This window comes from Curtobacterium sp. MCLR17_054, assembly GCF_003234335.2.
In the GTDB taxonomy this organism is placed as follows: domain Bacteria; phylum Actinomycetota; class Actinomycetes; order Actinomycetales; family Microbacteriaceae; genus Curtobacterium; species Curtobacterium flaccumfaciens.
Map to the genome: position 1 here is coordinate 3,347,117 of NZ_CP126263.1, position 13,140 is coordinate 3,360,256.

Genomic DNA, 13,140 nt, shown 5'->3' on the forward strand with positions numbered 1-13,140 from the left:
CAATCAAAACATCCGATGTCTCGTGCGTCAAGAGCCTTGTTCTTGCGGTTATGGCGAAAGTGGTCGCCCAACCGTCCGATGACTGCGCGATCGACGGTGTGGACGCGACAACGGCCTGGAGGCGCGGTGCGGGTCCGGCCCACACCGCGCCTCCAGGCCGTGGTCGCCCCGCGCCGGGGGCGACGCGATGGTCACGCTGGTCAGGCGGTGGCGAGCCGCCCCATCTCGGCGACGACCGCGCGCAGCCGCGCAGCGAGCTCGTCGCGCGAGCCGTCCGCCGACCGGTGGGCGGACTCGATCACGGCGGCCATCACGAGGGTGGTCGCGGTCCGCGCGGTGTCCTCGTCGACGCGCTCGGCAGCGACCGCCAGCACGGTCTGCCGCGCGTGCGCCATCCACTGCATCATCGCCGGGACCATCTCGGGGCGGGCTCGGACGAGCTCCTTCATGCGCCGGCGGTCCTGCGGCAGGGTGACCGTGTGCGTGACGAGGTCGCAGAGGTCGGCCACGAGCGGACCCGTGGAACCGAGGAACGCAGCGCGCGCCGCGTCCGGGACCGTCGTCGCCGGCAGTCCGAGGGCTGCTTCGGCCTTCGACGGGAAGTAGTTGAAGAACGTCCGCGGGGAGACCCCGGCGTCCGCGCAGATCTGCTCGACGGTCACCCCGGCGAGCCCGTGGTCGGTGACCAGGGCGAGTGCCGACCGGTGGATGGCGGACCGGGTCTGCTGCTTCTTGCGCTCCCGTAGGCCGCAGTCGCTCGCGACGAGGTCCTCGGTGGTGGTGGGCTGGTGCACGTGCTGCGCTCCGTCCTGCTCTCGGGTCCGTGCGACGCCGGGCCTCCGCGTCGTGTGACGGGGAGGCCCGGCGTGACTCAGACCTGCGACCGACCGCCCTGGACGGGGATCGAACCGGTGACCGGGGCGGTGGGCGAGCCCATCGTGTCCGCGGCCCGCACGGCCTGCGCCTCGAGGTCGTCGGCGGTGCCGGCGTCGTCCGCCTGCTCCTGCAGGGCCGAGCTCTTGCGGAGCGGCGGCGCCTTGAAGAAGAAGCTCAGGACGAACGCGAGCAGGATCACCGCGAAGCTGACCCAGTAGACGGTCACGGCCGAGGCGTTGAACCCGGACATGAACGGCCGGGTCAGGGCCGAGTCCGCACCGTTGAGGTACGACGTGTCGCTCGTCTCGGCGTTCGAGTCGCTCGAGTCGTTCGCGCCCTTGTCGATCTGCTTCGACAGTTCCGGTGCGAGCTGGTCCACCCAGTAGGTGCGCTGCCCCGAGTCCGACCAGTCGACGACGAGCCGGCCGTCCTGCACACTGGCGTGCGCCTTGTCGGCGGCGGCGGTGAGCGCCTGCTGCTGCACGGCGTCGGGAGCCCCGGCGGTGGCCTGGGTCACCTGGTCGGTGGCGGTGTCGAGGCCGGACTGCACCTGCTGCTGGAGCGGGGTGACGATCGGGTTCCAGATCTGGTCCATGACGCCCTGGTTCGCCTTCGCGCTGGCGATCTCCGGGTCGAGCGCCGCGCTGAGGGCGGGCTTCAGGTTCGACTCGTCCGCAGTGGCGTGCAGGATGTTCGTCGGCATGAGCGAGAACAGGACGGACAGCAGGACGGCGGTGCCGAGCGTGCCACCGATCTGACGGAAGAACGTGGCGGACGAGGTCGCCACACCCATGTCGCGCGGCTGCACCGAGTTCTGCGATGCCAGGGTGATGCTCTGCATGAGCTGGCCGAGCCCGAGACCGATCAGGAACATGCCGATCATCAGGAACCACAGCGGCTTGTCGATCGTCATGAAGGTCAGGACGACGTAGCCGAGCGACACCAGGGCCGTGCCGATGACCGGGAAGATCCGGTACCGGCCGGTGCGGGCCACGATCTGCCCGGAGGCGATCGAGGCGATCATCAGGCCACCGATCATCGGCAGCGTCGCGAACCCGGACTCGGTCGGCGTCAGGCCGGTGACGATCTGCAGGTAGAGCGGGATGGTGAGCATCGCGCCGAACATCGCGAAGCCGACCAGGAAGCCCAGGATGGTCGCCATCGAGAACGTGCTCGAGCGGAAGAGCTTGAGCGGGATGATCGCGTCGTCCTGCATGCGGGTCTCGATCACCAGGAAGGCGACGAGGCCGAGCGCACCGATGACGTAGCAGGCGATCGCGCTGGCCGAACCCCAGCCCCACGTGCGGCCCTGCTCCGCGACGAGGAGCAGCGGCGCGAGCGTGACGATGACCGAGGTCGCACCCCACCAGTCGATGCGCGGCTTGGCCTTGGCCTCGCCGAACTTCGGCAGGTGCAGGAACGCGATCACCATGAGGAGCGCGGCGACGCCGATCGGCACGTTGATCAGGAAGACCCAGCGCCACCCGGTGATGCCGACGATCGAGCTCGCACCGGCGAACAGGCCGCCGATCAGCGGGCCGATCACGGACGAGATGCCGAACACCGCGAGGAAGTAGCCCTGGTACTTCGCGCGCTCACGGGGCGCGAGGATGTCGCCCATGATCGCCAGCGGCAGCGACATCAGCGCACCCGCACCGATGCCCTGGAACGCGCGGAAGGCGGCCAGCATGGTCATCGACGTCGACAGGGTCGAGAGCAGCGACCCGAGGATGAAGACCGCGATGCCGAAGATGTAGAGCGGGCGACGGCCGAAGACGTCGGAGAGCTTGCCGTAGATCGGCGTGGTGATGGTCGACGCGATCAGGTAGGCCGTCGTGACCCAGGCCTGCTGGTCGAGGCCGTGCAGGTCGTCGCCGATCGTGCGGATCGCGGTGCCGACGATGGTCTGGTCGAGGGACGACAGGAACATGCCCGCCATCAGGCCGTAGATGACGAGCAGGATCTGGCGGTGCGACATGATCGGCTTGCCCGGCGTGCTCGCCGGGGAGTCCTGTCGTCCGCGCGACACCTCGACGGGTGCGGTGGCAGTGGACATGCGGAGTTCCTCACAGGGGATGTGGCGTGGTGGTCGTCGGCCTGGTCGGGACCCCGAACGGGTGTCAACCTTGCAGGCTCTGCAACTTTACACCGCCAGCACCTTTGCTGCCAACGCAAAGTTGCCGAGCGTGCACGTTCGTGTACGGGTTCTCAGGTAACGTCGGCGCATGGGGCGAACCACCTGGACCGACGTACCGACGACGCTGCGGCAGCAGGTGGAGGGGGTGCTGGGCGGTCCGGTCGTGACCGCCGAGTCCCAGGCGAGCGGGTGGTCTCCCGGCAGCGCCGACCGGGTGACGACCGCGGCCGGACGACGGGCGTTCGTGAAGACCGTGTCGCGCTCGCGCAACGAGGCAGCCCTCGAGCTGCACCGCCGCGAGGCCGCGGTCATGGCCCAGCTGCCGACCACCGTGCAGGCGCCACGGCTGCTCGACGCGTTGCACGCCACGGTCGACGGCGACGACTGGGTCACGCTCGTGCTCGATGACGTCGCGGGCCAGCACCCGGGCCGGCGCCTCGACGGCTCGGACACGACGGCCGTGCTCGACGCACTCCACACGCTGCCGCCCGCGACCGGTGGACTGGCGACGCTCCCCCGCATCGCCGAGGACCTGCGCGGTGAGTTCGGCGCCTGGGACCGGATGCTGGCCGACGACGCGGTCGCCGCCCGCGTCGCCGAGGTCGTCCCCTCGCACGTCCTCGACGCCGGCCCCGCGATCGCCCGCGCGGCATCCGGGGCAGCGGCACTCGTCGACGGCGAACACCTCGTGCACGCCGACTGCCGCGCTGACAACCTGCTCGTCGACGACGCCGGGCTCGTCTGGGTGGTCGACTGGCCCTGGGCGAGCGTGGGCGCGCACTGGCTCGACCCGCTGACCTACCTGCTCGACACGCTCGTCCGCGGTGAGGACGCCGACGTCGAACACCACCTCGCCACGCACCCGGTCTTCGCCGGGGTACCCGCCACCACGATCGACGCCGTGCTGGCCGGGCTCGCCGGGCTGTTCTTCGAGCACGCCCTGCCCCCGGCGCCGCCGAACATGCCCACGATCCGCGACTTCCAGCGTCGCGAGGGCGCGGCCGCCGCTGACTGGTTGCTCCGGCGCTGGGCCGCCTGACAGCGCGCCCGCACGCCCGGGGGACGCGTCTGTCCAGGGAGCGCAGCGCACCGGAGCGTACGGTCCACCGCATGACTGATGAGCACCGCACCCCGCGTCCCGAAGACGACGCCGCGCGCCTCGGTCTCGTCGTCGTCGGAGAAGCAGCAGCCCTGCAGTCCGGCGACGAGGCGGCGCTGGACGCGAGCGAGCAGAACATCCGCGACACGATCGACGAGCTGGTCGACGAGCCCCTGACCCCGCGGCAGGAGGAGGTCGTCGAGCGACTCGCCGCTGCAGGCGGCACCCTGACCGCCGGACTCAGCGGTGCCCTCGCCGCCCAGAGCGGTCGCAGCGTCGACGACGTGCTCGAGGGTGCGGCCCGCAGTGTCGTGTGGCAGCAGCGGCTCGCGGACGAGCGTGAGGACGCAGGTGCTCAGCAGCGCGACCCGCAGAACGAGAACGGGCGCGACGAGGGCTGATCCCCCGTCGCGCCCGCTGCAGGCACCCGCTCGGTTACTCGGCCGGTTCGACCTGTGGCACGGACTGCTCGCGCACGACGGCACGGGCAGCCGCCTGACCCGTCGTGGTGCTCTTCACGATGTCGCTCAGGGTGAACCCCGCGGTGGCACCGAGCAGCGCATCGACCTCGCTGAACTGGCTGACGACGCTCTTCGACAGTGCACCGGCGCCGTCGGAGGACACCACGGTGAGCGTGTCGATGTTGCTCATCGGAGCAGCGAGCTCGCGGGCGATACTCGGCAGTGTCTCGATGGCCTTGACCCGCAGGACGGCCTCGGAGTGCTGGGCGAGCGCGTCGGCCTGCGCCTTGGTCGCATCGGCCTCGGCCTGACCCTTCGCACGGATCGCGTCGGCGGCGGCTTCGCCCTCGGCGCGCGAGGCGTCGGCGGCGAGCTTGCGGGCGTCCGCCTCGGCCTTCGCCTCGGCCGCGACGGCCTCGGCGGAGATCCGGCGGGCCTCGGCCTGGGCGCGGGCGGTCTCGACCTGGGCCCCAGCAGCGGCTTCGGCCTCGACGCGGGTCTTGCGCGCCTGGGCCTCGGCGACGGCGGAGACCTCGGACTCGAGCTCGGCACGGCGCAGCTCGGCACGCTTCTGCGCGGTGATCTGCTCCTGCTCGACGACGCCCTGGGACGCACGCGCCTGGGCGAGCGGGCCGGCGGCAGCGGCTTCGGCGGACGCACGGTCGGCGTCGAGCTGCAGCGCGGCACGGCGGATGGCCAGGGTGTTCTCGGCCTCGGCGATCGCCTGGTCGGCGGTGGCGCGGGCCTCTCGAGCCTCACGGTCCGCCTGGGCCTCGGCGTTCTCGGCCTCGAGCCGCACGCGTGCACGCTCGGCACGGCCGAGGTCGCTGATGTACTCGTTGCGGTCCGAGATGCCCTTGATCTCGAACGAGTCGACGTCGAGCCCCTGGCTGTGCAGGGCGTCCTGCGCGACGGTGAGGACCGCGACGGTGAGCTGGTCGCGGTTCCGGATGATCGTCGAGACGTCGGTCGCGCCGATCGAGGCACGGAGCGAGCCGGACAGGACCTCGCGCGCGAAGTCGTCGATCTTCTTCTCCTGGCCGAGGAACCGCTGCGCTGCCGCCCGGATGGACGCGTCGGCCTCGCCCACCTTGACGAGCGCCACGGCCTCGACGTCGATGGTGACGCCGCGGGAGTCCTGCGCGTTGACGTTGATGTCGATCGCACGCGAGCTGAGCGACAGCTTCGCGACCTTCTCGAAGAAGGGGCGGACGAGCACGCCGGCGCCGAGCACGACCTTGATGCCGGACTCGACGGTCTCAGTGCCGTCGGCGTTCTTGACCTTGCGGGAGCGCTTGCCGGTGATGATGAGCGCTTCGTCGGCACCGGCGTTGCGGTACACGACCTTGGCGTAGATCAGCGCGATCACGGCGAGGACGATGATCCCCACGATGATCAGCGGGACGGCTCCGAGCGCGAACAGGACTTCCATGACTCCCCCTCCGGACCAGGCGCCAGCCTGGATTCCGCATCTGTTGTTCCGTTGGCTCCCATCCTAGGAGCGCGCGCGGACAGCGGGGCCGCGCTGGGGAGGGTTGGGGACAACAGACGGGAGGTGCGGTGCAGGATCACCTGCACCGCGCCTCCAGGCCGGGGTTGCGTCAGCGCCTACGCGCCCGCACGCCACCAGTCGTCGAAGGGCGTCGCCGGCACCTGGCGCTTGTGCTCGGTCGCGCGGTAGCGCGACTCGATCGCCTCGGCGACCTCGACCGGCACGTCGTGGCCCTGCAGGTAGGCGTCGATCTCGGCGTAGGTGAGTCCGAGGTTTGCCTCGTCGGTCTGCCCGGGCAGCTCGTCGAGCAGGTCGGCGGTGGGCGCCTTCTCGTACAGGCGGGCCGGTGCTCCGAGGTGCTCGAGCAGCTGCCGCCCCTGGCTCTTCGAGAGCCCGGTGAGCGGGGTGAGGTCGACGCCGCCGTCGCCGTACTTGGTGAAGAAGCCCGTGACGGCCTCGGCAGCGTGGTCCGTGCCGACCACCAGCAGGCCGCGCTGCCCGGCGATCGCGTACTGGGCGACCATGCGCATGCGCGCCTTGACGTTGCCCTTGACGAAGTCGCTCAGCTCGACGCCCGAGGCCGCGGTGTCCTGCATGACCCCGTCGACCCCGTGCTCGATGTTCACGGTGACGCCCGGGTCGGCCGCGATGAACTGCAGGGCGAGCTGGGCGTCGTCCTCGTCAGCCTGCACGCGGTAGGGCATGCGCACGGTCGTGAACTCGGCGGGGTGCCCCTCGGCGCGGAGCGACTCGACCGCGAGCTGGGTCAGACGGCCGGCCAGGGTGGAGTCCTGCCCGCCGCTGATGGCGAGGAGGTACCCCTTCGCCCCGGTCGTCAGCAGGTAGTCGCGCAGGAACCCGACACGACGGGCGACCTCCTGCTCCGGGTCGATGGTCGGCTGGACGTTGAGGTCCGCTGCGATGGCGGCTTGGAGTTCACGCACCACCCCAGTATCACGCCGATCCGGCTCCGTGGACCGGCGGGTTCCCGAAGACGTCGATCGGATCGACCGGGAGGTCCCGGGGCGGCGGTGACCCGATCACCACCGCCCCGGGGATCCGCGACGACCCGAACGCGTCGCGGACCCGGTGAGGCGGACGCCGGTACCCGCCGGCGCCCGTCCTGGTCAGGCGCGACGAACCCGTCGCGCCGGGATCGCGGTGGGTGGTCCGTGGTGTGGCACGGTGCCTCCTCCCCCGACGGGGTCTCCGCCGCTGATCCGACCCCGGTGGTGAGCCAGGGGATGTGGGGCCCGTCGAACGGGCTGAGGGCGGCTGGTGAGGCCGCTTGCTGTGGAAGGTACCAGGATGCGAGCAGCACTCGACGCCCCCGTTGTGGGGTCACGACTCGGACTGCCTTCGTTGACAGTTCGATGGCTAACAGTTAGAGTCCTGATCATGCAGGCACCGGACTTCACGACACCGCTCCAGCTCATGCGGTGGATCGGATGGGCACAGCGCAAGGGCGCCGAGGAGTGGGTCCGTGAACGCGACCTCACCCACGAGCAGTCCTTCGTGCTCGGGTACCTGCAGGAACACCCCGGCGCCATCCAGCGGGACGTCGCCGAGGCCACCCGGACCAGCGCGGCCAGCGTCTCGAGTCTCCTGCAGGGGCTCGAGCGGCGTGGCCTGATCGAACGACGACCGGACGCCACGAACGGGCGGACGAAGACGGTGCACGCCACCCAGGCGGGCATCGACCTCATCGCCGGGTTCACCGACGCGATGGTCGCCCTCGACGACTCCCTGCTCGCACCCCTCGACGAGGACGAACGCGCCACCCTGCGGCGGCTGCTGCAGAAGGTGACCGCGGAACTCGCGCCGCCGACCCGCTAGCCGAACCACCGCACCACCCGCGCCACCGCACCGACCCGCTCCACGCACCACGCGCCTCCCGGCCGGATCCGCCGGCGCGCCCTCGCGACCCCGCGATCCCGCGCCTTCCCGACCCGCGACCCCGCGATCCCGCGCCTTCCCGACCCGCGACCCTGCGATCCCGCGACCCCCTCGGTCGCGCGCTCCCCCCTGCCGTGCCGGCGTCCGTCGGCGCGCCCACCGCCATGCCCGGAAGGGAACCGTCATGTCCTCCACCACCACCGCTGCGGCGACGAACCGCTGGTACCTCTCCGCTGCCCCGATCGCCCGAGCCCTGGTGCACCTGTGCGTGCCGATGGCCGCCGCGATGGTCGTCAGCGCCCTGTACAACGTCATCAACGCGGGCTTCATCGGCGCCCAGCACGACACGTCCCTGCTCGCCGCGATCACCTTCGGCACGCCGCTGCTCGGCCTCGTGATGGCCGTGGGCGGGGTGTTCGGCGTCGGCGGCAGCGCGTTGATGTCCCGGCTGCTCGGCGCCTCGGAACACGATCCCGACAAGGCGCGGGACATCAAGCACGTCGCCTCGTTCGCCCTCTGGGGAGCCGTCGTGACCGGCGCCGTGCTCGGCGTCGTCGGACTCCTGCTGCTCCGCCCGCTCGTCGCCGTCCTCGGTGCCGACGCGGCAGCCGTACCCGCCACGAGCAAGTACGTCGCCGTGATGCTCGCGTTCGTCCCCGTCCTCGCCGCGTCCTTCGCGCTCGAGCAGATCGTCCGCTCGGAGGGCGCCGCGAGGCAGGCGATGATCGGCCTGGTCCTGTCCACGGTCGGCAACCTGGTGTTCGACGTCCTGTTCATCCTGGGGCTGCACTGGGGTGTCGGCGGCGCCGCACTCGCGGTGGGCCTGGCCAACGTGGTCTCGATCGCCTACTGGGTGACCTGGCTGCAGCGGAACAGCGAGAACGTCAGCTTCGCGCCGAAGTGGTTCACCCTGCGTGCGGACGTCCTGAAGCCCGTGTTCGGCATCGGCGTCGGCGAGCTGCTGCAGTCCGCGTTCCTCATCGTCACCACACTCGTCCTCAACAACCTCGCCGCCGCCTACGGTGACGACCCGCTGGCAGCGATGGGCGTCGCGGTCCGCATCGCCCAGGTGCCGGAGTTCCTGGTGATGGGCGTGACCATCGGCGTGCTGCCGCTGCTCGCTTACGCGTTCGGCGCTGGTGACGCAGCTCGACTGCGTTCCGGCCTGCGCGCCGCGGCCCTGACCGTCGGCAGCATCGTGCTCGTCTTCTCCGGCACCGTGTTCGTGTTCCGCGAGCAGGTCTTCACGATCTTCTCCGGTGACCACTCGGTGCTCGCGATCGGCATGACGATCCTGACGGCACAGCTCGTCGCCGCCGTCGTCAACGGGTTCACGGGGCTGCTCACCTCGCTGTTCCAGGCGACCGGGATGGTCATGCCCGCGATGGTGCTGTCGATGGCGCAGGGCGTGCTGTTCATCCCGATCGTGATCGCCGGCAACGTGTGGTTCGGGCTCGCCGGGATCATCTGGGCACTCACCGTCACCGAGGGCATCGTGTTCGTCGCCGCGGTCGTCCTCTGGCTGGCGACGCGGGGCCGCATCGCCCGAGGCCTGGCCGAGGGCAGCGCGGCACGCGCCGACGCCGCGCTGGAGGCCGCCCCCGTGGCGTGAGGCGCGTCGCCCCCGGCGTCACGCACCACGTGCGGACGGGAGGCCCGGTGCCGGTCCGGCACCGGGCCTCCCGTCCGTCCCGTGGTCGCGTTCCGTGCGCCGCGTGCGCTGCGTGTGTGCGCTTCGTGCGTGCGTGCGTGCGCTGCGTGCGTGCGTGTGTGCGCTTCGTGAGCAGGAATGGTCGGGTGCGCGCGTGCGACCCGACCATTCCTGCTCACGAAGTGGGCTGGCGCTGCGCGCGCCGCGCGCGCTATGCGCTACGACCGCGCCGCAGCAGCAACACGACGACCGCACCGGCCACCAGGACGGCCCCGGTGCCGAGGCCGATCCACACGCCCGGCGCGATGCCCGGCGACGAGGACGGAGCACCGTCCGAGGCTCCGGTGGCCGTCGCGGTGGCACTCGACGTCGGAGCGGTGCTCGCCGTCGGGGTCGGGGTGACGCTCGCGCTCGGGGTCGACACGGGCGCTGCGGCCCGGTACTCGAACGCGAGCTCGCCCTCGATCGGGTGGCCGTCCGGCGACACGTACCGCCAGAGCACCGTGTAGCGGCCCTGGTCGAGGTCGACCGCGCGGCGCATGGTCGTTCCGGAGACCGTCACGTCACCCGTGGCGACGTCGGCACCGGAGGCGTCCGTCACCTGGATCCGGAGTCCGGCGTCGAGGCCGGCGAGCGGTGCCTCGGAGAAGGTCAGGTCGACGGTCTCGAGCGGTTCGGTGACGACCGCCCCGTCCGCCGGGGTACTGCTGGTCAGGGCCGAGTGGGCCGACGCGGGCTGGACACCGACGAGCGTCAGCAGTCCCGCCGCGACGATCGCCAGTGCCGCCGCCGTGGTTCGAGCTGTGCGCATGCGCAGACTCTACCGACGGTCGAGCGGCAGCCCGCTGGGGGTCAGAGCTGCTCGCCGAGGAAGTCCGCGTAGGTGGGCTCGTAGCGCGCTTCGCTGACGCTGACGAGCTGGTGGCCGGTTCCTTCGAGGCGTTCGGCGACGAGGGCGGCGAGGTCTTCGGGCGAGCGGAGGCCGTGGCGGTGCCAGGCGTTCTGGATGGTGGCGGTCATGGCGACCAGCCCTTCGTCGAGATGATGCGCATCTCGGATCCGTCCGGGTCGACCCGCTGTGCCAGACCTCACAGATCGTGAGGAGCATCGTGACGACGAGTCCCTGATGACTGACCCGGTACCGCAACGATACGGTCGCGCCGGAGCGCCGTCGAGGCGGATGCGTTTCGCGGCTGACCGACGCGGCGGACCGGCGAGGCGGGTGCGCTGTAGCGTCGGCGCATGGAGATCCTCTTCGTCCACGGCGCGCTCGTCCGCGACGGCGACTGGTGGTGGCAACCCACCGCCGACCTGTTGTTCGACCGCACCGGTGTCCGCAGTCGATCGGTGGCACTGCCGTCCTGCGGCGAGGGCCCGTCCGGCCGCCCCGAAGGCGGTCTCGTCGAGGACGCGGCAGCACTCCGGGCCGCACTCGACCGCAGCGACGGAGCGATCGTCGTCGGGCACTCGTACGGTGGCACGGTCATCGCCGAGGCCGGCCCGCACGATGCCGTCGAGCACCTGGTGTACGCGTCGTCCTACCTGCCCGACGTCGGATCGGCCCAGGCCGGGATCATGTCGGACGAGCCCGATCCGGTGGCGATCGGTGATGCCGGGGACGGAGCCCTGGCAGTGGTCGGGTACGACGCCTCGTCGTTCGGCGCGCGGTTCCTGCAGGACGCCGACCCGGAGGTGCAGCGAGCTGCGTGGGACCGCGTCACCGCCCAGTCCGCTGCCGCGTTCGTCACGCCGACCACCGCGGCGGGCTGGCAGGGCGTCGACTCGACCTACCTGGTCTGCATCGAGGACCGGAGCACCACCGTCGGCCTCCAGCGAGCGCACGCGGCATGGGCGACGCGGAGCGTCGACGTCCCCAGCGGGCACCATCCCTTCATCACCCGGCCCGACCTGGTCGTCGAGCAGCTCGAGCTGCTGCTCGCGAGCAGCGCGGCTTGAGACGTCACGACGACGGACGGGAGGCCCGGTGCCAGCTGGCACCGGGCCTCCCGTCATCAGGGGGTCGCGCCCAGGGCGCGGGTCCGCTCGATCAGTCGGTGCCGGAGTCGAAGGCCGCGCCCTCGGACGCGAGGTCCGTGCGACGACCCATCGCGTCCTCGGCGTCGGAGGCGACGATCGCACCGCCGAGGATCTCCTCGGCCTCGCCCGCCTCGAGCTCGCCGACGAGCTCGGCCGTCGCGCCACCGATGAGGCCCGCGGCCGCGTACTGCTCGAGCCGCGAACGGGAGTCCGCGATGTCGAGGTTGCGCATGGTGAGCTGGCCGATGCGGTCGTCCGGTCCGAAGGCGGCGTCGCCGACGCGCTCCATCGACAGCTTGTCCGGGTGGTACGACAGCGCGGGGCCCGTGGTGTCGAGGATCGTGTAGTCGTCACCGCGACGCAGGCGCAGCGTGACCTCGCCGGTGACGGCGGAGGCGACCCAGCGCTGCAGCGACTCGCGGAGCATGAGGGACTGCGGGTCGAGCCAGCGGCCCTCGTACATCAGGCGACCGAGACGGCGACCCTCGTTGTGGTACGACGCGACCGTGTCCTCGTTGTGGATCGCGTTGAGCAGGCGCTCGTAGGCGATGTGCAGCAGCGCCATGCCCGGAGCCTCGTAGATGCCGCGGCTCTTCGCTTCGATGATGCGGTTCTCGATCTGGTCGGACGCACCCAGGCCGTGGCGGCCACCGATGGCGTTCGCCTCGTAGACCAGGGCCACCGCGTCCGTGTACTCGACGCCGTTGATCGCGACCGGTCGACCGGCTTCGAACCGGACGCTGACGATCTCGGTCGCGACCTCGACGTCGTCACGCCAGGCGGCGACACCCATGATCGGCTCGACGATGTCCAGGCCGCTCGACAGCTCTTCGAGGCTCTTCGCCTCGTGCGTCGCACCCCAGATGTTCGCGTCGGTCGAGTACGCCTTCTCGGTGGAGTCGCGGTACGGGAACCCGCGGGCGACGAGCCACTCGCTCATCTCCTTGCGGCCGCCGAGCTCCTCGACGAACTCGGAGTCGAGCCACGGCTTGTAGACGCGCAGGCGCGGGTTGGCCATCAGGCCGTAGCGGTAGAACCGCTCGATGTCGTTTCCCTTGTAGGTGGAGCCGTCGCCCCAGATGTCGACGCCGTCTTCCTTCATCGCGCGGACGAGCATCGTGCCCGTCACCGCGCGGCCGAGCGGCGTCGTGTTGAAGTACGTCTTGCCGCCGGAGCGGATGTGGAACGCGCCGGTCTGCAGGGCGACCAGGCCCTCTTCGACCAGGGCGCTCTTCGCGTCGACCAGTCGGGCGATCTCGGCGCCGTACTCGTGGGCGCGGCTCGGGACGGCGTCGATGTCCGGCTCGTCGTACTGGCCGATGTCGGCCGTGTACGTGCAGGGGATCGCTCCCTTCTCGCGCATCCAGGCAACGGCGCAGGAGGTGTCGAGACCCCCTGAGAACGCGATGCCGACTCGTTCGCCGACGGGGAGACTGCTCAGGACCTTGGACACGGGGTCAATCGTACGGGGCCAGCGGGCTCGACTACCGT

General features: G+C 71.1%; 12 protein-coding genes. 5 read left to right on the forward strand and 7 right to left on the reverse strand.

Features of this window, described 5'->3' with window-relative positions; all coding sequences use genetic code 11:
- Positions 1–200: 200 nt before the first annotated feature.
- Positions 201–794 carry a TetR/AcrR family transcriptional regulator gene (locus DEJ08_RS15830; protein ID WP_111054064.1) on the reverse strand — a complete coding sequence of 198 codons (594 nt, stop codon included), beginning with the start codon at positions 792–794 and terminating at the stop codon, positions 201–203.
- Positions 795–871: 77 nt separating this feature from the next.
- Positions 872–2,932: an MDR family MFS transporter gene (locus DEJ08_RS15835; protein ID WP_111054065.1), complete on the reverse strand. Its 2,061-nt coding sequence runs from the start codon at positions 2,930–2,932 to the stop codon at positions 872–874.
- Between the two features lie 169 nt (positions 2,933–3,101).
- Here DEJ08_RS15835 and DEJ08_RS15840 point away from each other — a divergent pair, with 169 nt between their 5' ends.
- Together DEJ08_RS15840 and DEJ08_RS15845 are read left to right on the forward strand one after the other, a co-directional pair.
- A complete protein-coding gene (locus DEJ08_RS15840) occupies positions 3,102–4,052 on the forward strand; it encodes a phosphotransferase family protein (protein WP_111054066.1) in 951 nt (316 codons plus the stop codon).
- A 71-nt stretch (positions 4,053–4,123) separates the two neighbouring features.
- The gene (locus DEJ08_RS15845) at positions 4,124–4,513 is read left to right on the forward strand and encodes a hypothetical protein (protein WP_110863065.1); all 390 of its coding nucleotides are present in this window, start codon (positions 4,124–4,126) and stop codon (positions 4,511–4,513) included.
- A gap of 34 nt (positions 4,514–4,547) precedes the next feature.
- On the opposite strand, the gene DEJ08_RS15850 is transcribed toward DEJ08_RS15845, so the two are convergent.
- On the reverse strand, positions 4,548–6,005 hold the full coding sequence (locus DEJ08_RS15850; protein ID WP_111030687.1) for an SPFH domain-containing protein: 1,458 nt from the start codon (positions 6,003–6,005) through the stop codon (positions 4,548–4,550).
- A 176-nt stretch (positions 6,006–6,181) separates the two neighbouring features.
- Positions 6,182–7,009, reverse strand: a complete 828-nt coding sequence (gene nadE / locus DEJ08_RS15855) for an NAD(+) synthase (RefSeq protein ID WP_110863289.1) — start codon at positions 7,007–7,009, stop codon at positions 6,182–6,184.
- Positions 7,010–7,463: 454 nt separating this feature from the next.
- Between nadE and DEJ08_RS15860 the strand changes: the two genes are divergently transcribed.
- The gene (locus DEJ08_RS15860) at positions 7,464–7,901 is read left to right on the forward strand and encodes a MarR family winged helix-turn-helix transcriptional regulator (protein ID WP_110863067.1); all 438 of its coding nucleotides are present in this window, start codon (positions 7,464–7,466) and stop codon (positions 7,899–7,901) included.
- Between the two features lie 244 nt (positions 7,902–8,145).
- Entirely contained in the window at positions 8,146–9,573 is a 1,428-nt protein-coding gene (locus DEJ08_RS15865) for an MATE family efflux transporter (protein WP_111054067.1), read from the forward strand.
- A gap of 250 nt (positions 9,574–9,823) precedes the next feature.
- Here the strand turns inward: DEJ08_RS15865 and DEJ08_RS15870 are convergent, their stop codons facing one another.
- Together DEJ08_RS15870 and DEJ08_RS15875 are read right to left on the reverse strand one after the other, a co-directional pair.
- Entirely contained in the window at positions 9,824–10,423 is a 600-nt protein-coding gene (locus DEJ08_RS15870; protein WP_111054068.1) for a copper resistance CopC family protein, read from the reverse strand.
- 41 nt (positions 10,424–10,464) lie between these two features.
- Positions 10,465–10,632: a hypothetical protein gene (locus DEJ08_RS15875; protein ID WP_155896891.1), complete on the reverse strand. Its 168-nt coding sequence runs from the start codon at positions 10,630–10,632 to the stop codon at positions 10,465–10,467.
- A 222-nt stretch (positions 10,633–10,854) separates the two neighbouring features.
- On the opposite strand from DEJ08_RS15875, the gene DEJ08_RS15880 reads away from it, so the two are divergent.
- Positions 10,855–11,568: an alpha/beta hydrolase gene (locus tag DEJ08_RS15880; protein ID WP_111054069.1), complete on the forward strand. Its 714-nt coding sequence runs from the start codon at positions 10,855–10,857 to the stop codon at positions 11,566–11,568.
- A 91-nt stretch (positions 11,569–11,659) separates the two neighbouring features.
- Here the strand turns inward: DEJ08_RS15880 and argG are convergent, their stop codons facing one another.
- Positions 11,660–13,102, reverse strand: coding sequence for an argininosuccinate synthase (gene argG, locus DEJ08_RS15885; RefSeq protein WP_042540079.1), 1,443 nt, complete (start codon positions 13,100–13,102; stop codon positions 11,660–11,662).
- Positions 13,103–13,140: the final 38 nt, after the last annotated feature.